The organism is Parabacteroides caeci (assembly GCF_023656795.1).
Lineage (GTDB): Bacteria > Bacteroidota > Bacteroidia > Bacteroidales > Tannerellaceae > Parabacteroides > Parabacteroides segnis.
Genome location: NZ_JAMOKT010000080.1, coordinates 1 through 25,839 on the forward strand (window position 1 = coordinate 1; position 25,839 = coordinate 25,839).

The following is a 25,839-nucleotide window of genomic DNA, read 5'->3' on the forward strand; positions in this document are numbered from 1 at the left end:
CCGCTTAATACAACATTAAGGTGCATCGGTCGGTAGGCTACCGCTGACGGAACAGCGGGTTAAAGCTGATACTTAGAGTATCATTCCAACAATTATCTATGCGACTTCATGTCGCACCCACGGTGTATCAAGGTGATGGATTGCCACACACCTTTTCTGCGCGTTCACGCCCGTTCCGAGCATACTTGTGGAGCCGAACAGCACACGCACCGTCCCGGCGTTCATGGCATCTATCACCGCCTTACGAGCCTTGTCGGTCTTGCACTCCTGAATGAAGCGCACCTCACTTGCCGGTATGCCGTAGTCCTCCGTCAATTTCCGCTTTATCTCGCTGTACACGTTCCACCCGTCGCCCGGCTGATACGTGCCCAAATCCGAGAATACGAACTGCGTTCCTTTCTGCGCCTCGTATCTGTGGTAATACTCCGCAATCATCTTGGCGCAGTGGGAAGCCTTGTTGTCGGGATGGTCTTCGTAATTCGGGTCTATCATGCGCATATCGAGTGCCATCTTCCGTGCATAGTCGGTAGCGATGAGCATCTTCGCCTTCTCCTCCGTTTCAGACAGAGGCGGTCTGCCCAGCAGCGTGGCGTCGCCCGTCTTGGCGAACTGCATCAGCTTCTGTATGAAGTCCTCCTGTTCCGGCGTAGGCGGTATATGGTGCAGTATCTCGTTCTTGTGCGGACGATCCACACCCACGTCCTCCGCCGTGCGGTAATCGGTAATCTCATTGTAGAAGGCGGCAAGCTCCGGTACTTTGATGAAGTAGCGGAAACGCTCTTTCTGCACCACGTTGTTCGTCACGTTGAACTCGAAGTCCGTCGTCTTTTTGGCGAAAATCGCCGCCCAAGCGTCGAAGCAGCGGATGTCCTGCCGTTCCAATTCCTTCGGTCGCAGGTATTTGAAGAGCAGGTACAATTCCGTCAGACTGTTGGAAATTGTCGTGCCGGACAGGAATGTCGCCCCCAAGTCCTTGCCCGTGCGCTCCTGTATGGTGCGTATGGCAAAGAGCATATTCAGGGCTTTCTGGCTCCCTTCCGAGTTTCCCAACCCTGACACACGGTCATGGCGGGTGTTGAAAGTCAGATTCTTGAACTGGTGGCTCTCATCAATGAAAATGTGGTCGATACCCATCTGCTTGAAGTCCACCACGTCGTCCGTGCGGGATTTGATGGCGTGTTCCACCTTATCCAATTTAGCTATAAGGTTGTACTTGCGCTTCTCCAGCCCTTTCAGCATCGCCCGCGACACGTTCTTGCCCTGCTGCCGCAGCACTTCGAGGTTTTCCTCCACCGTGTCAAGCTCCGCCTGCAGGATGCGCTGCTGCAACTCCGGCGACTGCGGTATTTTCCCGAACTGGTCGTGCGACATGATGACGCAATCGTAGTCGTTGTTCCTGATGTTGTTGAAGAAGCGCACGCGGTTGGCAGGCGAGAAATCCTTTTCCGATGCGTAGAGGATGCGGGCGTTCGGATAGGCAGCCTGATAGGTGGCGGCAATCTCTCCCACGTTCGCCTTCAAGCCGATAATCATCGGCTTGTGCGCCAAGTTCAGACGCTTCATCTCATGTGCCGCGATGCACATTATCAGCGTCTTGCCGGTCCCCACCTCGTGGTCGCATATCCCGCCGCCATTCTGTTTCAGCATCCAGACGCAATCCTTCTGCGACGGATAGATGTCCTTTACTCCACGGCTTGCAAGCCCCTTGAGGTTGAGGTCTGGGAAAGTCTGGTGCGATCCGTCATACTTCGGGCGCACGAAACAGTTGAACTTGCGGTTATACATCGTCGTCAGCCGCTCCTTGAACTGCGGCGACTGCTCTTCCAGCCATTCGGAGAATCCGTTGCGTATCTCGTCAATCTTGGCGTTGGCGAGCTGTATGCCTTCGCTGTTGCGCACCTTGATGTCGTTGCCATGCTCGTCCTTGCCTACGGACTTCATCATGTCTGGGCAGGTGTTGTGCAGGGCGTGCTTCAACAGGCTCATGCCGTCATAAGTACGGTAATATCCCCTTACGCAGAACTCGTCCCAGATTTTGAAATTCTTATGGCTGCACGCCACGGAAAACTCGTCCAGACTGGCGGAATAGGCGATTTTCACTTCCGTGCCGAAAAGGTGGCTCATGTAGGCGGAATAGACACCCGTGGGAATCCAGCGTTCCCCGAAGTTGAAATCGAGATCCTCGAAGGCTATGCGCTGCGGTTCGGCTTCCTTCAAAGCCTCCAAAGCCTGTTTCACCTCCGACAATCTTTCGTTTTCGGAATTACCCTCCATCCATGCCTCTATGCGTTCCGCCTTCTCTATCACGTTTCCCGCGATGAAGCGGTCTTTAATCTCGTAACCGGTTACGAGCGGATTATAGAAGATGCGTCCGTCAAGGGCATGGAGCAGTTCCTCCTCCGTGCTGTCGGTAATCGTCCGCATATAGTCGAGATTGACCATGCCGAACTTGTTGAGCGACGCGGACAGGGCTTCTTCGGGAGAGCCTGCATTTGCGTAGTTCTCCACGGAGAAGGAAACAGGGCGGTCGAATATGTCCGCCTTGACGAACCTGCCGTCCTCCGCACGCTCCAATGAAAGAATGTCACGCCCTCCGGCATCCATCATCACCAACTTCACGTTATGTTTGGCGTTGAGGTTGCCATAGCGCATGATGAACTCGTCGTAGTAGGTATTCAACGTTTCGCGTTGCGCTGACCCTTCATCGTGATACTCCGCCTCGTAACTGTACAACCGCTCGTATGCGTCACGGAGCGACACATACAGCATAGCTTTCTCCTTCTGGTAGCCGGTCAGATCAAGCGGCTGGAATGTCGCACCGTAAGGCGTGATGTCTTTCAGGTAGCCGAGATTACGGGAAGCGTCCAGTACCATCGAGCCGTCACGGTGGTGCGGCTCCAGCAGACCGTTGAACGGACGGGGAGAAAGGTCGAGCGGTTCCTCCTTCGGTTTTTCCGTTTCAAATTCAGGGAAAAGGGATGCCGCCGCTTTTTCGGTTTTGTCCTCTACTGGAACAGGCGCGACTTCCGGTTGTAGTTCGGGTTGTTGCGTTGTTTCTTTTTCCGGCATGGCAGGAGCGGGAGCGTCTTTTATGTCCGCTCCGTTCACCCGTTGCTCCTGATGTTCCGCTGCCAGCCTGCGAAGCTCCTTGCGCCGTTCCGGTGTCAGGCTCATCATCGTTTCATAGAAGCCGTTGATGGGCGGATTGGTATCCCAGTCCAATGTGGCATAAATATCTTCAAGGTCGCTTTGCGTTCCGGCATTTTCCGGCTTTACCTCCCTGCTTTCGGTTGCAGGATTGACAGTTTCAGCGTGAGGAACTGCCGTAACCGGCGGCTTCGGTTTAGGAATGGTACGCTTTGCCGTGCTTTCCTTTTTCGCCGCCTTTTTCTTCTTGGCGGGTGCTTCCTGCTTATTGACTTCCTCGGTCATGCCCCAGAGGTCAAGCAGGGAGAGCTGCACGCCGGCCGAGTATTGCGGGCGGCGTGGCTCTATCTCCGGCTTTTCTTCTATTGGTTGCGGTTTTCCGGCTTGGGCTTCTTCCGTCCGTGCCGTAATTGTCGCTTCCGGCTTCATGGCAGGCTGTTCCGGCTTGACTTCAACGGCAACCGCTTTTTGTTCCCTCGCTTGCCCGATTGCTCCCGAATACAGGCGCATGGCAAGCCTCATGTGGCAGTCCTCGTCAAGCATACGGCGCAAGTCCTCCGCGATGCCTGCGGTTTTCCCCTCGTGCGTATAGACCATAGCGGGTTTGCCGTAAGGATCGGTGTCGAGTTTCGCGGTCGTATGCACGATGCGTTCGGGATGATGGATGAAATAGGCGTTGTCCGTCAGATTCGTATTCGTGTCCGTCTGTATCACGGTCAGCAGCCGTTCATCCTGCGACAGTTCCGTCTTGTGCAGGTTCTTTTGCAGGACAATCAGGTCGCTGCCCACCTCTGTCCCCGCATTGTCCGAAAACAGGTTGTTGGGCAGGCGGATTGCCGATACCAGATTCGCCTGACGGAACAGTTCGTTGCGCACGTAAGTCTTGGTGCTGTTCAATACACCCTGCGACGTGATGAAAGCCACGATGCCGCCGTCGCGCACCGTGTCCAGACCTTTCAGGAAAAAATAGTTATGGATGGCTTTCTGCGCCGAGCGTCTGCCGAAAGATTCGCTCCTTTGAAACTCCGCGTCGAATACGGCTATGTCACCGAACGGGATGTTGGACACCGCCAAGTCGAAATAGTTGTTGAACGGCTTTTCGATTTTCTCAAAACCGTCTATGCGCATCTTTTTGTCGGGGTGGAGCTGTCGCAGGATAGTACCTGTGAGGAGGTCTTTTTCAAACGCCATCACATCCGCGTCGGGACTGTGCCGCAGCACTGCGTCCACGAAAACGCCGACACCGGCTGACGGCTCCAGCACACGCGACGGGCGGACACTGTAATCCGCCAGCACATCGGCTATGGTGTCTGTTATCTCTTTCGGAGTGTAGAAGGCTGTCAGCACGGACGCTTTCAGCGAATCCACAAACCGTTTGTACTCTATGTCGTCACGGCTGTTCTCCCGTATCAGCCTGTGCAGCTCCACGGTAGGGGCAAACAGTTCGAGGTCGGATTTCGCCCAGTGGACGGCATCCGTCAGTTCCCTCGCAGGGTTCAGAATACATTTCAGCCCGCCGAAGCCGCAATACTTCCGGAGTATCACTTGTTCTTCGGCTGTTGCCGTTCTCTGTTCCCTGTCAAGGATGAATGCCGTCCGTATCGCCTCGATGTTGTCCCGCAGCCTTTGTTTGCGGTTAAACGCCATATTCCTCTATGTAGAGGACGACAGCCCCCGTCAGCTCCGTGTAGAGCAAATCATATTCGGGCGACAGGGCGAAATTGTCGTCCGAAAGGTCATAAATGGAGAATACGTTTTCGACAAGCGGCAGCAGTTTCAGGGTGAAGGCTTCACGCTCCGCTTCCGGCACGTCGTCAGCAAACTCGGTTTCCACGACTTCGCGCAGGATGGCGTACTTGGAGTAGCGAAGTCCCTCCGTCAGCGTCCTCATCGCCAGTTCCTGCGCACCATCGGCGGGATAGTCTTCGAGCCTTGCCCGTTCATACGCTTCTGCGGCACGGTCGGCGCGTTCACGGATGAAGGCTTCGTCGTTTGCCTGTTCAAACCTGTTTGTTCGGAGATAGTCAAGCAGATACAGACCGTAATAGGAAAAGTCGGTCTGACCCTCGTTTTTCTTCTTGTTGTTCATTACTTTGGATTTTAGTGGATTGGTAAATCATGACCGGGATAATTGTCTGAAAGGAGAAGAAAAAGGCACCCGGTATCCCTCCGAGTGCCACCACTAAATCCAAAGTATGAGTGTAATCCGGTATCGAAGAACAATTCATTACTCTGAACCAGTGGCAAAGTTAATACTATTTCTTCCGTCCTGAAAATTTCTTGGTCGTTTTCCTTTCGGGAAACACGAAAGTCGTGTTGTAGTCCCCGTCAAAGGCTACTATGGCATCGAAGCTCTTGCCCTGTTTGCTCTTGAAGCCTTTGAGCAGCTTCGTGTGTCCGTCGGTGAGCAGGTCTTTTATCTCGTCGTCGGTGAGGGTACGGTTCGCCTTCAGGCGGAACACGGGCAACCCGCACTCCGTGTTGTCGCAGCGTACCACCTTGCCGTAGAACTGCATCGTGCCCGTTCCGCACTTGGGACACTTGCAGCCGGAATCCCTGCGGGTGAACAGCTTGTCGCACGAGAGCAGTTCGGAGGTGATCTCCTTTGTGTACGCCTCTATTTCCTTGCGGAAGGTGTCGGCGGGCAGTTCCCCGCGCTCGATGCGTGCCAGCTCCTTCTCCCATTCGCCCGTCATGGCGACGTCGGCGATGCGCATCGTCTTCACGACCGAATAGAGAGCAAGCCCCTTTTCGGTGGGTACAAGCGACTTCTTGCAGCGTTCCATATAGCCGCGTCTGAAAAGCGTCTCGATGATGGAGGCACGTGTGGCGGGCGTGCCTATGCCGCAGTCCTTCAAAGCCTGACGCAGCGCATCGTCCTCGATTTCCTTGCCTGCCGTTTCCATTGCGGACAGCAGGGTGGCTTCGGTATGCAGCGGCTTGGGCTTGGTCTTTCCCTCCGTGATGGAGGCGGCTTTCAGTGTCAGCGTGTCGCCCTCCTGCCAGCAGGGGATGGAAGTCTCCTCCTTGTCGTCCTCGAAATAGACGGCACGCCATCCGGCTTGTCTGATGACGCTGCCTTTCACCGTGAACTCCACTCCGGCACACTCCGCCGTGACGGTGGCGGTGTCCTTGACGCACTTTTCGGAGAATGCCTCCATCATGCGCCCGGCTATCATGTGGTAGATGATGCCGTCCTCTTTGGAGAGAAACAGCGGCTTCTCGCCCGTGACGAGCAGGGCGTGGTGGTCTGTTACCTTGCCGCCGTCCACGCTGCGGCGGGTGGGCGTGACGGGGACACCTACTTCGCCCGCCCATTCGGGAAGTCCGGTAACGAAGGATAGCAGCTTGGGTATTTCCGCGAACACATCTTCGGGGATGTAGCGGCTTCCGGTTCTCGGATAGGTGATGAGTTTCTTCTCGTAGAGCTTCTGCGCGATTTCAAGCGTCTGCTCCGCCGTGAAACCGTGCTTGGCGTTGGCTTCTTTCTGGAGCGTGGTCAGGTCATACAGGAGCGGTGTGTCCTCAACCTTCTCCTTGCGCTCGGCTTTCGTGACGGTGGCTGTGCCTGCTTCCTTTACCTTATTATATAGTGCTGTGGCAGGTTCTTTTTCTTTCCATTTCTTAGAAGATGAGAGTTGCACCACTTCGCCGTCGCCTGCGTCTGCGGCGATATGGAGCTGCCAGAAGGTTTCGGGAGTGAAACGGCGGTTCTCCCAATAGCGTGCGCACACCATCGCCAGCGAGGGCGTCTGCACCCGTCCGACGGAGTATGTGCCGTGTCCGGCGGCGATGGATAGTGCCTGCGTGCCGTTGATGCCCACGAGCCAATCGGATTCGCTCCGCGCTTTGGCGGCAAGGTAGAGATTATCATACTTGCTCCCTTCTTCGAGGTTGCGCAGTCCCTCGCGGATAGCCTTGTCTGTAAGCGAGCTTATCCACAGGCGCACGAAAGGAGTGGAACAGCCGATATAGTGGTAGAGGTATCGGAAGATAAGCTCACCTTCGCGTCCTGCATCGGTCGCCACGATGATCTGTTCGCTATCCTTGAAAAGACGGCTGATGATTTTTATCTGTGACACCACGCCGCTGTCAGGCTTGTAGCCTTTCTCCGTCTTTTCCTGACGGGGAATGAGCGTGAAGGTTCCGGGGATGACGGGCAGGTTGTCGCGGACGAAGCCGCGTATGCCGTAGCCGTCGGGCATGGCAAGCTGGACGAGGTGTCCGAACGCCCATGTCACGGCGTAGCCGCCTCCCTCGAAATATCCTTCCTCTCTCTTTGTCGCGCCCACGATGCGGGCGATCTCACGTGCCACGGATGGCTTTTCTGCAATGATTGTCTTCATGCTGTTTTACTTTTTAATGGATTATTACTTTGGATTTAGTGGCGGTCGGGGGATATTACATCTTCATGCCCTTGCCGTTTTTCTTCTGCGGCTTCTCCTGCTGCTGTTGCTGCTTGCCGTCCTTCGGGGCGGTCTGTCCTTTCTGCAACGGCTCTTTCAGGTTCTTGGTAGCCTCGTTGGTCTTGCCCTCGTCGTTCACCGCCACCTGCGTGCGGCTCTCGTTGGACGGGGCTACCTTCTGCGCGTTGTCGGGGTTGGTGTCGTAGCGGTACGGGCGTCCCTTCTCCGGGTTGAACTTGATGTACATCGTGGCGTGGAAGCCCTGTTTGTCGGTAACGTTCTCCAGTTTTACAGCCTTGCCAGCCGCGTAGTCGGCTTTCTGCTGGTCGGTGAAGTTCACGCCGCTCCATTTGCTGATGGGGCGGATGCTGCCGTCGGCGTTCGTCCATGTGTTGCGGCGTTGCTCCTTCCGGGTGGCTGCGGCGTTTTCTGCGCCCTGACCCTGCGCCTGTTTCTCCTTGTCCTCCTGCGTCTGTGCGGCATGGGGCGACTTGCCGGTTCCCGGCACGAACTCCACACCGCGCTGTTCGACATTCACTTGCAGGGTGGTGACGAACTTTCTGCCGTCGTTGCGCTCGATGAGTTTGTCGCGCACGGGCAGACCGGCGCGGAGCATATCCCGCTCTTGCGGCGTGATTTCCGTCTTGCCGATGCGCTCCGGTATGCGTACCCTGTTTGCGGGGACATCGGTAATCTCGTTCGTCTTGCGGTCGATGCTGATGAACGAGGGCGTAATCTCGCCCGTTTCCTTGTCCACGAGGTCCACGACCCTGCCGAGGTTGCCCGTTTCACGCAGGTTCTTCCGGTCCTCGTCGGAGAACTTGTGTTCCTTGTATTCGTCGAGCTTCTGTTCCTTGCGGATGAAGTGAGGCACGAGGCTGACATTGCCTTCAGCGTCCCTCTTGAATGAAAGGCGGGCGTCCAGATCGAAAGCCTCGCCACCGAATTTGGGCGACACCTTCACCAAGTCGGACTTTCCGTAGTTGAGCATCTTGGTCAGGTCGCCAGACTTCTCAAGGTCGTCACGCTTCACGCCCCATTTATCCTCCAGCTCCTGCCAGTTGATTTTGCTCTCGTCGATGGGCTGGTAGCCCCGTCTGCCCTGCATCTGCTGCGGGCTTTCCTGATTCTGATTTTGTTCCTGATTCTGTTCCATGTTTTCCTGTTTTTGGGTTTCTTTTGGTTGTCCTTCCTGTTTTTGTTCCGGCATCCCGGCGGTCTGTTCTTCCTTCACCTGCTTCTCGTAGCCGGAGGTGTCCACCTTGTGGGGCGCGAGAAGTTCCTTGTTGGCTCCGGGGTCTTTCAGCAGGTCTTTCATCACCTCCAGCAGATGGTCGGCTTGGTCTGCCGCGACACGGTAGAAACCGAATCGGCTGGGTTCCTTGCACTGCCGGAAGAAGTTTTTGAAGAAGTTGTCCAGCATATCGCCGTGGCGGTCGAATTGCAGGAAACTCTGCGCGTTCTCCGCTTTCGCGGGGGTGCGCTTGGGGGAGCCGTCGGCGTCCAGCCCGGCTACCACGCTGATCTCGCCCGTCTTTTCGTCACGGACTATCAGCACGTCCTTTTCGTCTTTTTTCTTTGCCATTTGAAAAATGTTTTAATGGGTTATTTTTGAAAGAAATTATGGATACGAGCCTTGTAGAAGGCTATATCTTCTTTTTTGAAGTCCTTTACGTGTCCGGAAAGGAACGTCAGCACGTCCTCCTCGCTGTAATAGGTCTTTTTGCCGAGCGTCTTGTACGGCAGTGCGCCGATGCTGCGGTAGCGTTGCAGGGTGCGCTTGCTGATCTGGAGCAGCATACAGAGGTCTTGGTTGTCGAACATCCTGATACGTTCCATCGGGTCCGGGGCTTTGCCAGACGGCTGCATGGACAGCAGCAGTTCGTCCTGACGGTCGAGCCGTTCCATCAGCTTCTGCATCCAGCTCTCGAAATTGTTTCGGGTAAGCAGTTCCATATCCTATGTCCTCCTTCTCTTGGGTTTGCCGCCGCCCGTGCGCAAAGCAAAGTTGTGGAACAAGGCGTCAATCGTTTCCTCTTTGTTCCTGACCGTATTGTCGTTCAGCAGTCTTTGTATCTCGGAAAGGCGGTAACGGCATTTGCCGCGCACTATTATGTACTCGATACGGTGTTCGTCCCTCATGCGTTGCAGGGTACGGACGCTCACGTTCAGCAGCCCGGCGGTCTGGGCGGTGTCGAGTAACCGGTCTTTTGTTTCCGCCTCCTGCCGTTGCCTTTCCTCTTTTAATTCGCGGATATATCCGGCTATTTCCGCAATCTGTTCCATCATAGCCTTATATGCGGAACTTTCAATTGTTATCACTTTCATATACTGTCGTTTTTATTGTTTCCGGGGCAAAGTTCGGCAATAAACAAAGGCAGTTTTAACAACTCACTACGTGACTCACGCAAGATTTTTATCGGGAATGGCTCCGTAACCCGGCAGAATGACGCAACAAGCTGCCTTTTAGCAGGAAACTGCACCTGTTCCATAAGGTCTCGTTACCTTTGCGCAAACTCATAAATCGTATGAATATGGAAATAGTATCTATTGAGAAAAAGACTTTCGACGAGATGATGGCACGGATGGGTGCTTTCGTGGAGAAAGTAGCCGCCTTGCAGCGCAAGGGTGATGAGAGGCGGCTTGCCAGATGGCTCACCGGCGATGAAGTATGCCGGCAGTTGAGAATCAGCCCGCGCACATTGATGAAACTGCGTGACAGGGGCTTTATCGGCTACTCGCAGATTGGCTGTCGGTTCTATTACAAGCCGGAAGATGTGAAAAGGGTCATTCCATTGGTCGGAACGATTTACCCGGCGGACCGTTAACCAAGTATTCACCTGAAAAAAACTTATGCAGAATGAACGAAGAAAACAATGTCATCACAATGGACACTGAATCTGTGACTGTGTTGTTGCAGAATATGCAGAAGAACTCGAAATGGCTTTCTGACTTTCTGGAAAGTTACAGTCCTCCGCTGGACGGTGAACGTTACCTGACGGACAGGGAGGTGGCGGAACTGCTCCGTGTGAGCCGCCGTACCTTGCAGGAATACAGGAATAACCGCATATTGCCTTTCATCCTGTTGGGCGGGAAGGTGCTTTACCCAGAATCGGGACTGCGCGAAGTGCTGGAGACAAACTATCGGAAACCGGTTAAATAAACAGGTAGGTATGTAAGAAAGAAAACGGACAACTCCTCAACGGGCTGTCCGTTTCCTTTTTGTCGGTGTGTATGCGTGTTCAGCAGTACCCGGCTTTCCCGTTCTGTATGAACATCACGTATGTCTGCCGCTTTTCCTTCGAGAGCACCTTTCCAACCAGCCATGTGCGGAAAACGTGCGTGCAGTAGGTGTTCAGCCGGAAGGCGACGGGAATGATGATTTCAAGCGAATAGACATCTGCGTGCAGACCGTTTTCAAGCTGTATGTAGCGGCATACCTCGTAGTCGTTAAGCACATCCGTCTTGCGGACGGCTCTGATGGCGGCGTTTACTGCCGGAACACCCGTGTGGAACAGTCCGGCGATTTCTCCGGCGGTCATCCATACCTCGTTGCCGGTTACGCTGACCGTCTTGTCCTCAATGATGATTATGTCTCGTTTCATGGCTTTTCTGTTTTAGATGGTGCAACCTGCAAATTCCTCGATGCTGTTCAACCTTGCGGCAAGATTCTCCATGTCTTGGTTGAGCTTCTCTTTGGTGATTTTCGCGTATATCTGCGTTGTCTTGATACTCTTGTGTCCCAGCATGGAACTGACCGTTTCGATGGGCACGCCGTTGGAAAGGAAGACCGTCGTGGCTGCCGTGTGGCGGCTCTGATGCCATGTGATATGCTTGGTAATGCCGCAACGTTTGGCGACGGCACGGATTCCGGCAAGGCACGTGTTATAATGGGGGACAGGAAAAATTCTGCCGTCCCCGCACAGTCCACGGTATTTGTCGATGATGCGCTTCGCTATGTCGAGCAGGCGGATGTTGGACACCACGCCCGTTTTCTGGCGGTTGATGTTTATCCACTCGTGTTCGTCGAAGTAAGTGCGGATATTATCTTCCGTAAGGTTGCGCATATCGGCGAACGACAGGCCCGTGAAGGCGCAGAACAGATATAAATCACGATATAACTCCTGTTTTGCGTTTTTTAGTTTTCCTTCCATCAGCAGACGGATTTCGTCTTTCGTCAGGAAACTGCGGGTCGTTTCCTCCTTCTTGATTTCATACTCCCTGAACGGGTCGCGAGTGAGCCACTCGTTGTTGATGGCGATAAACACCATCGTCCGAAGCGGGCAGACATACAGCCACACGGTGTTGGTGCAGCAGTGTTTGTCCGTGCGCAGGAACATCTCGAAGTCGGAGATGAAAGCTGGCGTAAGCTCTTTCAGGGCGATGTCCTTCACATGGTAGCGGATGGTGAGGAACTCTTGCAGGTGCTTGTAAACGGTCTTGTACTTCAAGAGCGTGCCTTTGGCTTTCATGCCTGCCTCCACCTGCTTGGCGTAGTCCTCGTTGTGCTGTTGGAACACCTGCATCAGCGTGTGGTAGCGGTGTTCCAGTCCGAGAAAGGCGTTCTTCACCTTTTCCGCCGTGACGAAGTTGTCACGCTCCATGATTTCCTGATAGTGCCTGTTGATGCGCACCCGCATCTTGTCGAGCATACGGTTCGTTTCGAGTGCCGCCGTGCTTCTGCCCGTGACACGTCCGCCTTTGGTGTCCCACAGCTTGGGATCGACGGTCAGTTTGCAACTGAACTGCGTCTGGCTGCCGTCCACCGTGATGCGTCCCATGACGGGTACTGTCCCGTCCTTTTTCACTACCTGACGCTTGAGGTAGTAGATTACTGAAAATGTACTCTTCATCGTCCTTAATTTTTTTAGGTTCAAAATTAGTCGGTGAAGAATCCTTCGTCGGTACGCAAAACACGGAGGAACGGTGCAATCTTTGTCTGAGGCAAATTATTTTTGCGTGAGATGTCGGTAACTCACTATAAAATAGCTATCTTCGTCATTCTGCAAGCAGTCGGGCGGCCCATTTTCTGCATGGTTACGGACAAGTAACGTAGTGAAGTCCTAACCTGACTGAAAAATGGCTTTTATCGCCTTCATGCTTTTTGAGGATATTGCCTAAAACGCCTACCTATCAATATCTTTACCCAGCTTTTCCATATTCCACTTTTTATGCGTAACTTTGCATAATAACATTACCGTTTCTTCCAGGAATCATGTATTTTTGTATTCTTGCAAAACGAGCATCATGATAACACTATCGAATTTTGAAAATTATGCGCTTCCTCAGATATGGGAGCGCGGTATATCTTATTATAGGCAGGGAGCAGTGAGAAATCTGGAAGAAGATTCTCCCGAGGAATGGGTTGCAACTGTTCTGGGTACTGAGGATTATACAGTGGAAGTAACCCTTGAAGATGATAAGGTCATGGATTATATCTGTGATTGTCCTTATGAAGGAGATATGTGCAAGCATGTGGTTGCCACATTGTTAGCGATCAGAGAAAGGAAAAAGACGGAAAAATATTTTATCCAGGCAGAAGAGACGGAGAGTAAGAGCAGTGGCTTTTCTTCTGAGACAGTCAAGGCTGAAATCGACGAGATACTTGCTATCGCAGACAAGAAGCAATTGATGTCGTTTTTATCGGAATACGCTGTTCATCATGTTGATTTCAGGAATGCTTTGAAACAACAATTTATTCCTGATCGGAATACAGAGAGCCTTGATACGGATTATTGTCAGGAAGTGGAAAGGTGTTTTCTATCCTCACCGTCCGGCAGTGGATATGGGAGAACCGGAAGATTTGTTGGAGCGTTTTAGTTCACATGTTCAGGTTTATGCCGAAAAGAATACAGACCGATCGCATTATGAATACGTGGCAAAAGCACTGAAAGAAATGCTGAAGCTGAAAGGAGGAGAGCAGGAAGTCCGCCTCCTTGTGGATGTTTTCCGTCAGGCGTATAAACGGAGAACTGCCATGATGGGGATATTGAAAGATTTCTAGGCGGTTTTTCAATAAATCTCAATATCTTTGCATGAGACATTTATCAAGTGGTCTTAAATAGCTAGAGCAGGCAATAATAAGGACTGACTTATATAATCCGACCAATTTATAATTGAAGAAAATAATGAAGAAAATGATTTTGGGAGCACTGGCTTTCCTGTCGATACAAATGACGTCTGCACAGACGTTGGAAAAGATGCAATGGTTCAATGAACCGGCAAAGTGGGAGATAAATGATAAGGCATTATCCATGTTTGTCACTCCGCAAAGCGATTACTGGCGTATCTCCCATTATGGGTTTACGGTCGATGACGCTCCTTTTTATTATGCCACTTATGGTGGCGAGTTTGAAGTAAAAGTGAAGGTGACAGGCGAGTATAAAGCGCGTTTCGACCAGGCCGGACTGATGCTCCGTATCGACCATGAGAATTATATCAAGGCGGGTATCGAGTTTGTAGACGGTAAATTCAATCTAAGTACTGTCGTTACCCATAAAACGAGCGACTGGAGTGTGATCTCGCTGGATAAGCCTGTTCCGTATATCTGGATCAAAGCAGTCAGACGCCTGGATGCGGTAGAAATATTCTATTCGTTCGACGATAAAACATACACGATGATGCGTAACGCCTGGTTGCAGGATAATATTCCGGTAAAGGTCGGTTTTATGGCTGCCTGCCCCGACGGGAACGGCTTCAATGCGAAGTTTGAACACTTTGAAGTAAAGCACCTGCCTGATATGCGCAGACTCGAGTGGCTGAAGAAAAATGCGGAATAAAGATCTAATCGGTTATTCTTATCTTTCATGATTGGAGAAATATTTCTATATTTGCACCGCTTTAGATAAGAATCAGATAATATCTATATAAATCAGATTAAGAAATGACAAAGAGCGCATTACAAATTGCAAGAGCAGCTTACCAACCTAAGGTACCCGCTGCATTGAAAGGTGCTGTAAAAGCCGTAGATGGTGAATACACAGAATCAGTAGCCGATCAGGAAGACATCAAGAAATTATTCCCTAACACGTACGGAATGCCGATCGTTACTTTTGAAAAGAGCAACGAAAAGAAAGAAATGCCTGCTATCAATGTAGGTGTAATCCTTTCCGGTGGTCAGGCTCCTGGTGGTCATAATGTGATTGCCGGTATCTTTGACGGTGTGAAGGCTACAAACAAGGATTCCCGCCTGTATGGCTTTATCCTGGGTCCCGGTGGTCTGATCGATCACAAATATATGGAACTGACTGCTGATATTATCGACGAATATCGTAATACAGGCGGTTTCGATATGATCGGTTCAGGTCGTACTAAACTGGAAACAAAAGAACAGTTCGACAAGGGTCTGGAAATCCTGAAAGAACTGGACATCAAGGCACTTGTTATTATCGGTGGTGACGACTCTAATACAAATGCTTGCGTACTGGCTGAATATTACAAAGCTATCAACGCTGGTGTACAGGTTATCGGTTGTCCGAAGACTATCGATGGTGACCTGAAGAACGAACAGATTGAAACTTCTTTCGGTTTCGATACGGCTTGTAAAGTTTACTCGGAAGTTATCGGTAACATTCAACGTGACTGTAACTCAGCTCAGAAATACTGGCACTTCATCAAACTGATGGGCCGTTCAGCATCTCACATCGCACTGGAATGTGCTTTGCAGACTCAGCCGAACATCGCTATCGTTTCAGAAGAAGTGGAAGCTAAAAATATGTCTTTGGACGATATCGTGACTTATGTTGCTGAAATCGTTGCAAAACGTGCAGAAAACGGTCAAAACTTCGGTACCGTACTGATCCCCGAAGGTCTGATCGAATTCGTTCCGGCTATGAAACGTCTGATCGCCGAACTGAACGACTTCCTGGCTAAACACGATGCTGAATTCAAGATGATCAAGAAGAGCGAACAGCGTGCTTATATCATCAGCAAGCTGACTAAAGAAAACTCTGACCTGTATGCTTCTCTTCCGGAAGGCGTTGCCCGTCAGTTGTCTTTGGACCGCGACCCGCACGGAAACGTTCAGGTTTCTCTGATCGAAACAGAAAAATTGCTGTCTGAAATGGTTGGCAAGAAATTGGACGAATGGAAGAAAGCCGGTAAATACAACGGTAAATTCTCTGCATTGCACCACTTCTTCGGTTATGAAGGACGTTGCGCTGCTCCGTCTAACTACGATGCAGACTATTGCTATTCATTAGGTTACACAGCTTCTTGCCTGATCGCAGCAGGTAAGACCGGTTATATGTCATCTGTACGTAATACGACTGCTCCTGCTGAAAAGTGGATTGCCGGTGGTATCCCTGTAACAATGATGATGAACATGGAAAAACGTCATGGCGAAATGAAGCCGGTTATCCAGAAAGCGTTGGTTAAACTGGATGGTGCTCCTTTCAAGAAATTCGCTGCTAACCGCGACGAATGGGCATTGACTACCAGTTACGTTTATCCGGGTCCGATCCAGTACTTCGGTCCGACAGAAGTTTGCGACGAACCGACTAAGACATTGCAGTTGGAACAGGCAAAATAAGATAGAGAGATCATATCTTTATATAATAGAGGTAAGGCTTAGGCTTTACCTCTATTTTTTTACGGTAATGTCTTATATGCTGACATCTATTGTATACTTGCTCAGTGGGGCTTCGCCTGCCTGTTTCAGTATCCTGTTTGCTTTCTTGAGGCAGATGTCATTGAAGTCTTTTTCCATGCAGACGAAATTGTGACGTACATACATAGAGTCTACTTTGATAGTTTTTTGATTGAGAATATCGAAGTCGATAATCTGTTTTTTTAATTCCTTTTTATTTATATTTCCGGATACATATTTCAGAAATGCAGACAAAGCAATTTCTAAAGTCAGGATTACTTCATGAGGCAATTTGCGATAATAAAACAAAAACTGGTAAAACGCTATAACCATGGAGCGCGTATTCTCGTCGTAGTTTGCCAGTAAAGACTGATATTCCTGATAATCGTCAAGCAATTCGTCGGCCAGCTGGTTTTTATCGTGCAGAAATTTTTCAGGAGCAATATCTATACCTGTTATTTCTCCGAACCGGTCAGAGATGAACTCTGCGTCTTTATACGTGATGTTGCATTTCGTATAATTCTTTTTAGTCTGGATAGAGTCGAAAAGCGAGTACCCGGTCAGTAGCGTATATATTAATATTGCTCTGCGGCATATCGAATGGTCCATCATTGATTGAGAAAGCCGGTCTATCGGATCTTGTGTAGTTTCCATATATAATTGTTTTTATTAATATTAATACAGTGGCAATATACAAAATATTGGGTTGACTTATGATAGGATCGTCATCAACTTATTCATATTGTATCGCTTGGTCGCCCCGGTGATCAGGAACCAATCGACAATATACCATATTCCGAGGCCGCCGCCGGTAAGAAGTTTGCCAAAGCCTTTGCCTATGTTCCCGATCAGGAAACGGTCCAAACCGGTCACACCGAGGAAAATGGAGAGAAGTAGTATTTTTCCCGGACTTCTGAAATGGGTGTCTTCTAAAAGAGTCTCTTTCTCCGGGGGGAGATTGAGCAGCTTATGGATGGGAATTTCGTAATCCGGAAATTTACTCTCATTAGCCAGAAGGAATTTATCGACTTTATCAGCTTCCATATTTTTAGTCAGTAGATTTATAATGTGTAAATATAAGTATTTCCTGGTTCTTTTACAATCTTTTGTGGATATTCCATATCCAGTTCAGTATTGTTAATAGAATAATGAATGTAAGAATATACTTATTTGCCAGCTTGCGCTCCGCTTTTTTCAGCCAATCCCGGAACGTATGCCTTTTTCGTACGAAGTCAAAAACGATACCTGTAATAAAGAAGACAACCAGCAAAACAAAGAGTAATCCATAAGGATTGATGAGGATTGAATCGCCTATATCTCCGTTCAGTAGGGCATGAATTGCACAACGCGTTCCGCAGGCCGGACACGGATATCCTGTCATTGTGTGGAAAATGCAGGGAAATGATAATAATGCATATCCCGCTATAATGGCTACAGCAAGATATGCATATTTATTTCTCTTTCCCACAAGTAGCAGGGATTAGAACATTAATATATTCTGCAACTGTTCCAGATTCTTCTTTTTCGTCGCATCCATGATCAGAAACCAGTCGATAATCATCCAGATCCCGCAACCGCCTAAAGTGACCAGTTTGCCGACACCCAAGGCTACATCGCCGATCAGAAAACGGTCGATACCCAATGAACCGAGGAAAACGGAAATAATAAGTATGATAGTCGGGTCTTTGAAATCGCAGGTTTGTAAATAAATCAGCTTGGATTCGTCCATGTCCAACAGACGATCCCTGATGATAGGTATATGACTGGCAGGTAGTTTGCTACTGTTTGTCATGAGGAACATATCCACTTTTTGTGCGTCCATAATTTTTATAGATTAAGTTACTAACGACAAATATAGTGTTTTTTCGTATCTTTGAACCTGATAATATTAATTTAAACAACACAATACTATGTTCTCAGGAATTGTAGAAGAAGCTGCTCAGGTAGTTGCGTTGAATGCAGATCAGGGAAACCTGCATATCACGATGAAGTGTTCATTTGTAAATGAGCTGAAAATCGATCAGAGTGTGGCACATAACGGCGTTTGTCTGACAGTGGTGAACCTGACCGACGAAACTTATACGGTGACAGCTATCCAGGAAACGCTGGACCGTTCCAATCTGGGACTGCTGAAAGTCGGTGATCTGGTAAATCTTGAACGAAGCATGATGATGAACGGTCGTCTGGACGGACATATCGTTCAGGGACATGTGGATCAGACGGCTGTTTGTACGAATGTACGCGAAGCGGACGGAAGCTGGTATTATACATTTGAATATACTTTCGACAAGGCGATGGCGCAGCAGGGATATATGACCGTGGAAAAGGGATCTGTTTGTGTAAATGGTGTCAGCCTGACTGTCTGCAACTCTCAGCAGAATAGTTTCGAGGTGGCTATCATCCCTTACACACACGATAATACAAACTTCTGCCGGATCGAAAAAGGAACTGTAGTAAATCTGGAATTTGATATCGTCGGTAAATACATCAGCAAAATGATGCAGTTCAAATGAAAGATTTCCTCTTTTAGTAAAGAAATAACGGCAGAGCGACCGGGCATTTATCCCGAAGCGTTCTGTCGTTTATTTTACAACACATCTTTTCTTCCAGATATCTGTCTTATAATATATGTACGTAATAACCAATCCTATGCCGATACTGATCCCGATAGCCCACCATATTCCCTGGCGGCCGTACCAGGTACTTAGCTGGTAAGCCAGCGGAATGCGGATTAGCCACAGGCAAAGCAGGCTGGTCACCATTGTGAAAATCGTGTCTCCGGCTCCCCGAAGTGCACCATTGTAGATATTCAAAGCTCCGTGCACAATGAAGAATCCCCCGATGATCAGTAAATATTCTTTTCCGATCGCAATTACTGCCTGGTCGTTGGTGAAGGCGCGCATCATTTCCTCCCCGAAGAAGTAAATAGCTGTGAAGGTGACCACGCTGAATATGACATTGACCAGCATGGTGAACCGTAGTCCTTTGCATACACGGTCGAAGCGGCCGGCTCCGATGTTTTGTCCGCAGAATGCAGCCAGTGCGCCGGATAGTGTCAGGACAGCTTGTGTAATGATCGTGTCGATTTTCCCGGCGGCACCGTAAGCGGTCAGGGTATCGGTGCCGAAGCCGTTCACTATTCCTAGAAGAGCAATCAGTCCCAAAGCGATCGCGCATTGTTGTACGCTGGTGGGGAGTCCTATTTTCAATCCTTCTTTGAATAGCTTCATGTCGAACAGTAAATCTTGTTTTTTGATGGATAGGAGCGGGTGGGTGTTGTTTACATAACCTAAAGCTACACACATTCCGATTCCCTGCGCTATGACGGTTGCGCGTGCCGCTCCTTCGATTCCCCAGCCGAAGCCAACGATAAATAGTAAATCGAGGACGATATTCAATACGGTGGTGATGAAAATAAAGATCATAGGGCGTACGGATTCCCCCACGCCTCTTAATATGGAAATAATACTATTGAATGTGACGAACAGGAATGTTCCTCCTATGTAAATCCTGAAATAAGCGACGGCATCGGGTATGACTTCCTCCGGTGTGTTGGTCAGGCGGAAGATAGGTTCGGCGAATATGATTCCGGCAATTGAAAGGGCAATGCCTGCTACCAGCATAAAAATGAAAAAGGAGGAGAAAGCACGTTGCACTTTGTCATATTGTTTGGCTCCGAAAAATTGCGAAACGACTACGGAAGTTCCACTTCCGACACCGATAACGAGTGATATAATAAAGTAATATATAAAGAAAGAGGCGGAAACGGCAGCTAATGCTTCTTTCCCTAAAAATTGTCCGACGATAATACTGTCGGTAATATTATAGAGTTGCTGCAATAAGTTTCCGATAAGTAATGGTAAAGCAAAGCGTACGATCACTTTCCAAACCGGGCCGTGCGTCAGGTCTGAGGTGTTCATAAATCTTTGAGTAAGATATTATCGTTTGCTTTAATCATATCTTCCCGGGTTTTCAGCAAGGCATGCCATTCTTTGGTAAAAAGTTTGGAAGTGTCTATCTTGAAATTTTCAGAACCATATTCATCCATTTTGGCAAACAGATAGCCTACCGTTATTTGGTTTATGTCGATGGCCGGCTGATAATAGGCGACACGTTCATCATCTCCATAATTTACCTCTATAATGATTCCCAGCTCGGTAAGCAGATAAAGTATGTCTGTCGTGAGGCGGATGGGGATACGGTAGGCATCCGACAGTTCATCTGCCGTATAGGGTTTCTCTCCTTTGACAAACCTTTTTATGATAAGGGAAGATATAAGCAGCGTAAGAAAATCCTTGTATCTGCGGCTGATGTTCTTGCTGTCACGTTCAAAGCTGAACTTCTTTACGTTTTGTGAAGCATAAGATAATTCAGCCCCGAAAAGGCAGATCAGCCAGGATAATTGTAACCATAGTAATAATAAAGGTAAGGCGGCAAAACTACCATAGATAGCATTGTATTTACTAACCCAGATCTGTCCGCTGATATAAATAAATTGGAAGAACTGAAAGGCGCAACCGGCAATTATACCTGCCATCAGGCCGTTGATGAACCTGACTTTTGTGTTAGGTAATGATACATAAAGACCTGTAAAAGCCATTATGGTAATAATATAAGGTACGACATTCAGGGCAAGTTCGACCAGTGGCGTGAAAAAAAGGTAATTGCTCAGAAATGAATTTTGCAGGGTGGAGGCAAAGATAGAAAGCCCGCTGGAGGCAGTCATCAGTATTGGCAATATAAGGAAGAGCGCCAGATAGTCTGATATTTTCCTGTACCATGGACGTGACTTTTTTATTTGCCATATATCGTTGAAGGTATCTTCGATGGAGGAGATCAGGTTGATGACCGTATAGAACAACAGGACAAGACCGATCCCGATGATGACGCCGCCTTGTGCCTGTGCCAGATAATTCTCTACGTACTGGAATGCTTTATTAAGTTCGTTCTTATGTCCGGGGAAATAATAGAGCAGTTCTTTCCGGACAGTAGCCTGAAAGCCGAAACCTTTGGCGATGCCGACCAATACTGCCAATAAGGGGACAATAGCCAGAAAGGTGCTGTAAGTAAGTGCGGATGCCTTTGTTTGCAGATTCTCGCTGTTGAAACCGCGTACGGCAAGTATGACTGTTTTGATCGTGTTGATATAACGTTCTTTCAGGCCGCTTACTTCATTTTCTGTAATTCTCCAGATGTCGTAAGTTACAAAACGAATGGTTCTTGTCAGCAAGGCGTTGATCCGTTCTATCAGCGGCTTTTTATCAGCAGTCTTTTTATCCGTCTTCTTCTTCATGCTGTGATTTGTAGGGGCAAAAGGTGTTTGCCGGATGAATAAAAAAATGCAGCCTGCCTGTAAGCCGGGTCCTGTGCTTCAACCGAAGTTGGAGTGTCTGCCATTTATCTTGTCTTACCGTCACCGGCAAGCTTTAGCGGTCTACCCCCCGGCATCGGACGAGCAATCCTACATACGCCGGTATACATGACCTTACAACCCATAAGGCGTACGGCATCCCGTATTGCTACAGGACCCGGTGAGCTCTTACCTCACCTTTTCACCCTTACCGGACGAGTCCGGCGGTTATTTTCTGTTACACTACTTTGCCCTTGCGGACAACTTCCCGTTAAGAAGTATGGTGCTCTTTGTTGCCCGGACTTTCCTCACATCCGAAGATGAGCGACAGACCGACAGGCTGCAATGCGACAAAGATAACTATTTTAGTTGACAGTTGGCGGTTGATAATTGACAATTTTGAGGAAAGACAGGAACGGGTTGTCTTTCGGGTTGCTTTTGAGTTACTTACTAAGTAGACGCCGGCTTACTTAGTAAGTAGCAGGGTAGGCTACTTATCGAGTAAGCGAAGAGTTACTTAATAAGTAGGTTAAGAACTACTTAATAAGCAAAGGATGCCCCTTTTTTACCTGCCAATTGTCACCTGTCATCTGTCAACTGATATGAACATTCTGCCGTTTCTGCTGTTATATTACTGAAAGCATGACCATTTGACAGGCGGATGATTGTTAAAAAGGTACTTTGCAATACACAGTACTGTTAAGTGCCGTTAACCCCGTATAATTCGTCGTTAAAAGTGATAAAAAATCATAGGCAAATGGAATAATCGCACGTTTTTTGAACTTTCTTTGTCGAAAGAAAAGTGTTAAATTTAAATGTTTGATAAAATAGAAAAAGTATGAAAACAATGTGGAAAAATGTGCTGGGAGTCGTTCTTGTTGCTGCGATTAGTACGGGGGCAGCCGTTGGAACAAGTGCTTATTTAATGAATAAGAAACAGCCGGTTTATGTCACCGATTCTACGAACACATTCAACCAGCCTGTTCGATATGCCGGATTGAATGCAGTGGCAGCGGAAAATACCGATTTTACCCAAGCGGCAGAAAGTACCGTGCATGGGGTAGTGCATATTAAAGCTACAACCAATGCCAAGCAGTATGCTGATGATGGCAGAGGACAGCAGCAATATGTCGATCCTTTTGAGTACTTCTTCGGATTTGGAGGAAGAGGCGGAGGAGGTTTTCAGCGTCCGCAACCGCAGCCTCGTGTCGGATCTGGTTCAGGTGTTATTATTTCCACAGATGGATATATTATCACAAATAACCATGTGATTGACGGGGCGGATGAATTGGAAGTGACATTGAATGATAACCGTAAGTTTTCGGCTAAACTGATCGGAACGGATCCTACGACAGATATTGCATTGATAAAAGTAGATGCAAAAGATCTTCCGACTATTCCGTTCGGTGATTCTGAAAAATTGAAGGTAGGAGAGTGGGTGCTGGCTGTTGGTAACCCGTTCAACCTGACATCGACAGTTACTGCCGGTATCGTTAGTGCCAAAGGCCGTGGAATCTCTATGGGAGGTGACAGAAGTAAAATCGAATCATTTATCCAGACGGATGCTGCCGTAAACCCAGGTAATAGTGGGGGGGCTTTGGTGAATACAAAAGGTGAACTGATTGGTATCAACACGGCTATCTATTCTGAAACAGGAAACTTTGCCGGATATTCATTTGCTGTTCCTATCAGTATTGCAGGTAAGGTGGCAAGCGACTTGAAACAGTATGGTACTGTACAGCGTGCAATCCTTGGAGTCTTGATGATGAGTGTAGGTGATATTGCTGATCAGTTGAGTTATCCGAACCTGGATAGTAAGTTGAAAGAAGAGTTGACTGAACTGAAGTCGAAAATAAAGGTCTCTGAAGGGGCTTGCGTGTCAGATTTCGCAGAAAGAAGTTCAGCTAAAGAAGCCGGTATCGAAAAAGGTGACGTGATTATTGCTGTAAATGGTGCGAAAGTAAAGAATGCTAATGCTTTGCAGGAACAAATCAGCAAATATCGTCCCGGAGATAAAGTGGAAATTACTGTAGATCGTAATGGAAGCAATAAGAAATTTACTGTGGAACTTCGTAATGCACAAGGAAGCACATCTGTTGTGAAGAGCGCAGGTGACAGCAGTGCAGATGTTCTTGGAGCCGCTTTTAAAGCGTTGACGGATAAACAAAAACGCGAACTTGGTGTAAGCTACGGTATTGAAGTAACAGGATTGTTGAAAGGCAAATTGAAAGATGCCGGAATCCAGAAAGGCTTCGTTATCATGATTGTCAATGACCAGAAGATCTCTACACCCGAACAACTCGAAAAGTTGGTAGACAAGGTCTTGAAAGGTAATGCAGATGATCGTTACATCGTTGTAAAAGGTTTTTATCCGAACGGACGTACAAAAGTATATGCTATTGATCTAGCCGAATAATAAAATAAAGTTATATTCGTCTTATTTGGCGGGAAGATTGTTAAAGGTTTATAATTGGTCGGGTGTAGGGTGCACTCGACCAATTTTGTCAATAAAAATAATATTATCTTTGCACCCTGATATTTCTCAATTAAAAACATTGGATGAGACAGTTAAAGATCACAAAGTCCATTACCAATCGCGAAAGTGCTTCGCTTGATAAGTATCTTCAGGAAATAGGCCGTGAAGATCTTATTACAGTAGAAGAGGAAGTAGAATTGGCACAGGCAATTAAAAGAGGCGACCGGAGAGCATTGGAGAAATTAACCAGAGCTAACCTGCGTTTCGTCGTTTCTGTAGCTAAGCAATATCAAAACCAGGGATTAAGTTTACCTGACCTTATTAACGAAGGTAACCTGGGATTGATTAAAGCGGCTGAGAAATTTGATGAAACCAGAGGGTTTAAGTTCATTTCTTATGCTGTATGGTGGATTCGTCAGTCTATTTTGCAGGCTTTGGCAGAGCAGTCTAGAATTGTTCGTCTTCCGTTGAATCAGGTTGGTTCGCTGAATAAGATCAGCAAAGCCTTCTCTAAATTCGAACAGGAAAATGAGCGTAGACCTTCTCCCGAAGAACTGGCAGATGAACTGGATATTCCTGTAGATAAGATTTCAGATACTCTAAAGGTGTCCGGAAGACATATCTCTGTGGATGCACCGTTCGTAGAAGGCGAAGATAACAGTCTTTTGGATGTGCTTGTGAACGACGACGCTCCTATCGCTGACCGATCGTTGATGAACGAGTCATTGGCAAAAGAAATTGATCGAGCACTTGCTACACTAACCGAAAGAGAATGTGAGATAATCAAAATGTTTTTCGGTATAGGCTGTCAGGAAATGACATTGGAAGAGATTGGCGACAAATTTGGCCTCACTAGAGAGCGCGTCCGCCAGATCAAGGAAAAAGCAATCAGAAGATTAAGACAAGGAACACGTAGCAAGCTCCTCAAATCGTATTTAGGTTGACCTCGGGTAAAACCAAAGAGGTAAACAAAGCTCCATATCCAGAAGGATACGGGGCTTTTGTTTTTTTTATACCGACCTGGCTGTTAGGGATTGTATTTCTCGCGTACATTATATAAGTAATAATAATAGATGCGAAACCGTGAAGTGGATTGTTGTAATTTTTTTTATGCCTGTAACGATCAGTCGTTCAGAATTATAGTCTGTCAGTAACGATTTAGTTGAAAAAATAATCTCATAAAAGTTTGGAGTGTATGTTGTAAAGCACTACTTTTGCATCCGCATTCGAGAGAGAACGGCACTGCAAAACATGATGAAAAAAACTTTTAGAAAAAACTTCCTAAAACATTTGGAAGTATGAAATAAAAGTTCTTATCTTTGCATCCACGTTCGCTAAAATAAAGCGAGTGTAACAACAAGAGTTCTTTGAAAGATTTACATATCAACAAGTAGTACAAGTATTATAATTAATACCGTCAATAACTTGAAATAAAATACGAATTCTGAGCATAGAGATATAACAATTTAAACAACGAAGAGTTTGATCCTGGCTCAGGATGAACGCTAGCGACAGGCTTAACACATGCAAGTCGAGGGGCAGCACGGTGTAGCAATACATTGGTGGCGACCGGCGCACGGGTGAGTAACGCGTATGCAACCTACCTATCAGAGGGGAATAACCCGGCGAAAGTCGGACTAATACCGCATAAAACAGGGGTTCCACATGGAAATATTTGTTAAAGATTTATCGCTGATAGATGGGCATGCGTTCCATTAGATAGTTGGTGAGGTAACGGCTCACCAAGTCCACGATGGATAGGGGTTCTGAGAGGAAGGTCCCCCACACTGGTACTGAGACACGGACCAGACTCCTACGGGAGGCAGCAGTGAGGAATATTGGTCAATGGGCGAGAGCCTGAACCAGCCAAGTC

The 25,839-nt window shown here is 48.3% G+C and carries 22 protein-coding genes, 1 rRNA gene, 1 other RNA gene and 2 pseudogenes; 10 read left to right on the forward strand and 16 right to left on the reverse strand.

Translation table 11 applies throughout. The features are described 5' to 3' along the window. Positions 1–117: 117 nt before the first annotated feature. From NBH15_RS29580 to NBH15_RS25840, 7 genes and pseudogenes are all read right to left on the reverse strand, one after another. Positions 118–3,045, reverse strand: a pseudogene (locus tag NBH15_RS29580) (helicase-like domain-containing protein); the annotation flags it as partial. 74 nt (positions 3,046–3,119) lie between these two features. Beyond that, a pseudogene (locus NBH15_RS29585) lies at positions 3,120–4,794 on the reverse strand (N-6 DNA methylase); the annotation flags it as partial. Next, complete coding sequence (locus NBH15_RS25820) at positions 4,784–5,236, reverse strand: DUF1896 domain-containing protein (protein ID WP_250823930.1); 453 nt, start codon at positions 5,234–5,236, stop codon at positions 4,784–4,786. The pseudogene NBH15_RS29585 and the gene NBH15_RS25820, both read right to left, overlap by 11 nt. Positions 5,237–5,402: 166 nt before the next feature. Beyond that, on the reverse strand, positions 5,403–7,493 hold the full coding sequence (locus tag NBH15_RS25825) for a type IA DNA topoisomerase (RefSeq protein ID WP_250823931.1): 2,091 nt from the start codon (positions 7,491–7,493) through the stop codon (positions 5,403–5,405). Between the two features lie 55 nt (positions 7,494–7,548). Next, complete coding sequence (locus tag NBH15_RS25830) at positions 7,549–9,138, reverse strand: DUF3945 domain-containing protein (protein ID WP_250823932.1); 1,590 nt, start codon at positions 9,136–9,138, stop codon at positions 7,549–7,551. A 20-nt stretch (positions 9,139–9,158) separates the two neighbouring features. Continuing rightward, entirely contained in the window at positions 9,159–9,509 is a 351-nt protein-coding gene (locus NBH15_RS25835; protein WP_250823933.1) for a helix-turn-helix domain-containing protein, read from the reverse strand. Positions 9,510–9,512: 3 nt separating this feature from the next. Continuing rightward, positions 9,513–9,881 carry a helix-turn-helix domain-containing protein gene (locus NBH15_RS25840; protein ID WP_250823934.1) on the reverse strand — a complete coding sequence of 123 codons (369 nt, stop codon included), beginning with the start codon at positions 9,879–9,881 and terminating at the stop codon, positions 9,513–9,515. A 200-nt stretch (positions 9,882–10,081) separates the two neighbouring features. Here NBH15_RS25840 and NBH15_RS25845 point away from each other — a divergent pair, with 200 nt between their 5' ends. Together NBH15_RS25845 and NBH15_RS25850 are read left to right on the forward strand one after the other, a co-directional pair. Further along, positions 10,082–10,381, forward strand: coding sequence for a helix-turn-helix domain-containing protein (locus tag NBH15_RS25845; RefSeq protein WP_250823935.1), 300 nt, complete (start codon positions 10,082–10,084; stop codon positions 10,379–10,381). A gap of 32 nt (positions 10,382–10,413) precedes the next feature. Continuing rightward, complete coding sequence (locus tag NBH15_RS25850) at positions 10,414–10,716, forward strand: helix-turn-helix domain-containing protein (RefSeq protein WP_250823936.1); 303 nt, start codon at positions 10,414–10,416, stop codon at positions 10,714–10,716. 79 nt (positions 10,717–10,795) lie between these two features. Here NBH15_RS25850 and NBH15_RS25855 read toward each other — a convergent pair whose 3' ends face one another. Both NBH15_RS25855 and NBH15_RS25860 read right to left on the reverse strand, forming a co-directional pair. Continuing rightward, complete coding sequence (locus NBH15_RS25855; RefSeq protein WP_250823937.1) at positions 10,796–11,158, reverse strand: RhuM protein; 363 nt, start codon at positions 11,156–11,158, stop codon at positions 10,796–10,798. Between the two features lie 12 nt (positions 11,159–11,170). Next, positions 11,171–12,406, reverse strand: a complete 1,236-nt coding sequence (locus NBH15_RS25860) for a site-specific integrase (RefSeq protein WP_250823938.1) — start codon at positions 12,404–12,406, stop codon at positions 11,171–11,173. A gap of 394 nt (positions 12,407–12,800) precedes the next feature. Between NBH15_RS25860 and NBH15_RS25865 the strand changes: the two genes are divergently transcribed. The 4 genes from NBH15_RS25865 to NBH15_RS25880 all read left to right on the forward strand — a co-directional run bounded on the left by NBH15_RS25865 (position 12,801) and on the right by NBH15_RS25880 (position 16,083). Then, complete coding sequence (locus NBH15_RS25865; protein WP_250823939.1) at positions 12,801–13,373, forward strand: SWIM zinc finger family protein; 573 nt, start codon at positions 12,801–12,803, stop codon at positions 13,371–13,373. After that, the gene (locus NBH15_RS25870; protein WP_046144955.1) at positions 13,339–13,557 is read left to right on the forward strand and encodes a hypothetical protein; all 219 of its coding nucleotides are present in this window, start codon (positions 13,339–13,341) and stop codon (positions 13,555–13,557) included. Before NBH15_RS25865 ends, NBH15_RS25870 begins: the two co-directional genes overlap by 35 nt. A gap of 124 nt (positions 13,558–13,681) precedes the next feature. Continuing rightward, positions 13,682–14,332, forward strand: coding sequence for a DUF1349 domain-containing protein (locus NBH15_RS25875; protein WP_046144954.1), 651 nt, complete (start codon positions 13,682–13,684; stop codon positions 14,330–14,332). Positions 14,333–14,436: 104 nt separating this feature from the next. Next, on the forward strand, positions 14,437–16,083 hold the full coding sequence (locus tag NBH15_RS25880; RefSeq protein WP_007658653.1) for a diphosphate--fructose-6-phosphate 1-phosphotransferase: 1,647 nt from the start codon (positions 14,437–14,439) through the stop codon (positions 16,081–16,083). A 72-nt stretch (positions 16,084–16,155) separates the two neighbouring features. Here NBH15_RS25880 and NBH15_RS25885 read toward each other — a convergent pair whose 3' ends face one another. The 4 genes from NBH15_RS25885 to NBH15_RS25900 are packed head-to-tail and all read right to left on the reverse strand — an operon-like array spanning position 16,156 to position 17,962. Beyond that, complete coding sequence (locus tag NBH15_RS25885; protein ID WP_250823940.1) at positions 16,156–16,794, reverse strand: hypothetical protein; 639 nt, start codon at positions 16,792–16,794, stop codon at positions 16,156–16,158. 57 nt (positions 16,795–16,851) lie between these two features. Beyond that, positions 16,852–17,184: an NINE protein gene (locus NBH15_RS25890; RefSeq protein WP_046144952.1), complete on the reverse strand. Its 333-nt coding sequence runs from the start codon at positions 17,182–17,184 to the stop codon at positions 16,852–16,854. 52 nt (positions 17,185–17,236) lie between these two features. Further along, positions 17,237–17,608 carry a DUF2752 domain-containing protein gene (locus NBH15_RS25895; RefSeq protein ID WP_250823941.1) on the reverse strand — a complete coding sequence of 124 codons (372 nt, stop codon included), beginning with the start codon at positions 17,606–17,608 and terminating at the stop codon, positions 17,237–17,239. A gap of 12 nt (positions 17,609–17,620) precedes the next feature. Then, the gene (locus tag NBH15_RS25900; protein WP_046144950.1) at positions 17,621–17,962 is read right to left on the reverse strand and encodes a TM2 domain-containing protein; all 342 of its coding nucleotides are present in this window, start codon (positions 17,960–17,962) and stop codon (positions 17,621–17,623) included. Between the two features lie 88 nt (positions 17,963–18,050). Here NBH15_RS25900 and NBH15_RS25905 point away from each other — a divergent pair, with 88 nt between their 5' ends. Then, positions 18,051–18,653, forward strand: a complete 603-nt coding sequence (locus NBH15_RS25905) for a riboflavin synthase (RefSeq protein ID WP_007658648.1) — start codon at positions 18,051–18,053, stop codon at positions 18,651–18,653. 69 nt (positions 18,654–18,722) lie between these two features. Here NBH15_RS25905 and NBH15_RS25910 read toward each other — a convergent pair whose 3' ends face one another. The 3 genes from NBH15_RS25910 to rnpB all read right to left on the reverse strand — a co-directional run bounded on the left by NBH15_RS25910 (position 18,723) and on the right by rnpB (position 21,834). Then, positions 18,723–20,060 carry an MATE family efflux transporter gene (locus NBH15_RS25910; protein WP_250823942.1) on the reverse strand — a complete coding sequence of 446 codons (1,338 nt, stop codon included), beginning with the start codon at positions 20,058–20,060 and terminating at the stop codon, positions 18,723–18,725. After that, positions 20,057–21,433 carry a YihY/virulence factor BrkB family protein gene (locus NBH15_RS25915; RefSeq protein WP_250823943.1) on the reverse strand — a complete coding sequence of 459 codons (1,377 nt, stop codon included), beginning with the start codon at positions 21,431–21,433 and terminating at the stop codon, positions 20,057–20,059. The genes NBH15_RS25910 and NBH15_RS25915 overlap by 4 nt, the downstream gene beginning before the upstream one ends. Positions 21,434–21,477: 44 nt before the next feature. Continuing rightward, an RNA gene (rnpB, locus tag NBH15_RS25920) (RNase P RNA component class A) lies at positions 21,478–21,834 on the reverse strand. 494 nt (positions 21,835–22,328) lie between these two features. On the opposite strand from rnpB, the gene NBH15_RS25925 reads away from it, so the two are divergent. The 3 genes from NBH15_RS25925 to NBH15_RS25935 all read left to right on the forward strand — a co-directional run. Continuing rightward, a complete protein-coding gene (locus NBH15_RS25925; RefSeq protein WP_128133298.1) occupies positions 22,329–23,906 on the forward strand; it encodes a Do family serine endopeptidase in 1,578 nt (525 codons plus the stop codon). A gap of 143 nt (positions 23,907–24,049) precedes the next feature. Next, a complete protein-coding gene (locus NBH15_RS25930; RefSeq protein WP_005641668.1) occupies positions 24,050–24,910 on the forward strand; it encodes a sigma-70 family RNA polymerase sigma factor in 861 nt (286 codons plus the stop codon). Between the two features lie 526 nt (positions 24,911–25,436). Continuing rightward, positions 25,437–25,839 (forward strand): 16S ribosomal RNA (locus NBH15_RS25935); the annotation flags it as partial.

What these genes read in the sequence shown, in the direction of transcription:
- NBH15_RS25905 (WP_007658648.1), top strand. Translation starts at nt 18,051, where the DNA reads ATGTTCTCAGGAATTGTAGAAGAAGCTGCTCAGGTAGTTGCGTTGAAT.
- NBH15_RS25885 (WP_250823940.1), bottom strand. Translation starts at nt 16,794, where the DNA reads ATGGAAACTACACAAGATCCGATAGACCGGCTTTCTCAATCAATGATG.
- NBH15_RS25820 (WP_250823930.1), bottom strand. Translation starts at nt 5,236, where the DNA reads ATGAACAACAAGAAGAAAAACGAGGGTCAGACCGACTTTTCCTATTAC.
- NBH15_RS25890 (WP_046144952.1), bottom strand. Translation starts at nt 17,184, where the DNA reads ATGGAAGCTGATAAAGTCGATAAATTCCTTCTGGCTAATGAGAGTAAA.
- NBH15_RS25830 (WP_250823932.1), bottom strand. Translation starts at nt 9,138, where the DNA reads ATGGCAAAGAAAAAAGACGAAAAGGACGTGCTGATAGTCCGTGACGAA.
- NBH15_RS25880 (WP_007658653.1), top strand. Translation starts at nt 14,437, where the DNA reads ATGACAAAGAGCGCATTACAAATTGCAAGAGCAGCTTACCAACCTAAG.
- NBH15_RS25835 (WP_250823933.1), bottom strand. Translation starts at nt 9,509, where the DNA reads ATGGAACTGCTTACCCGAAACAATTTCGAGAGCTGGATGCAGAAGCTG.
- NBH15_RS25865 (WP_250823939.1), top strand. Translation starts at nt 12,801, where the DNA reads ATGATAACACTATCGAATTTTGAAAATTATGCGCTTCCTCAGATATGG.
- NBH15_RS25850 (WP_250823936.1), top strand. Translation starts at nt 10,414, where the DNA reads ATGAACGAAGAAAACAATGTCATCACAATGGACACTGAATCTGTGACT.
- NBH15_RS25845 (WP_250823935.1), top strand. Translation starts at nt 10,082, where the DNA reads ATGAATATGGAAATAGTATCTATTGAGAAAAAGACTTTCGACGAGATG.
- NBH15_RS25840 (WP_250823934.1), bottom strand. Translation starts at nt 9,881, where the DNA reads ATGAAAGTGATAACAATTGAAAGTTCCGCATATAAGGCTATGATGGAA.
- NBH15_RS25900 (WP_046144950.1), bottom strand. Translation starts at nt 17,962, where the DNA reads ATGGACGCACAAAAAGTGGATATGTTCCTCATGACAAACAGTAGCAAA.
- NBH15_RS25910 (WP_250823942.1), bottom strand. Translation starts at nt 20,060, where the DNA reads ATGAACACCTCAGACCTGACGCACGGCCCGGTTTGGAAAGTGATCGTA.
- NBH15_RS25825 (WP_250823931.1), bottom strand. Translation starts at nt 7,493, where the DNA reads ATGAAGACAATCATTGCAGAAAAGCCATCCGTGGCACGTGAGATCGCC.
- NBH15_RS25875 (WP_046144954.1), top strand. Translation starts at nt 13,682, where the DNA reads ATGAAGAAAATGATTTTGGGAGCACTGGCTTTCCTGTCGATACAAATG.
- NBH15_RS25915 (WP_250823943.1), bottom strand. Translation starts at nt 21,433, where the DNA reads ATGAAGAAGAAGACGGATAAAAAGACTGCTGATAAAAAGCCGCTGATA.
- NBH15_RS25855 (WP_250823937.1), bottom strand. Translation starts at nt 11,158, where the DNA reads ATGAAACGAGACATAATCATCATTGAGGACAAGACGGTCAGCGTAACC.
- NBH15_RS25870 (WP_046144955.1), top strand. Translation starts at nt 13,339, where the DNA reads ATGGGAGAACCGGAAGATTTGTTGGAGCGTTTTAGTTCACATGTTCAG.
- NBH15_RS25930 (WP_005641668.1), top strand. Translation starts at nt 24,050, where the DNA reads ATGAGACAGTTAAAGATCACAAAGTCCATTACCAATCGCGAAAGTGCT.
- NBH15_RS25860 (WP_250823938.1), bottom strand. Translation starts at nt 12,406, where the DNA reads ATGAAGAGTACATTTTCAGTAATCTACTACCTCAAGCGTCAGGTAGTG.
- NBH15_RS25925 (WP_128133298.1), top strand. Translation starts at nt 22,329, where the DNA reads ATGAAAACAATGTGGAAAAATGTGCTGGGAGTCGTTCTTGTTGCTGCG.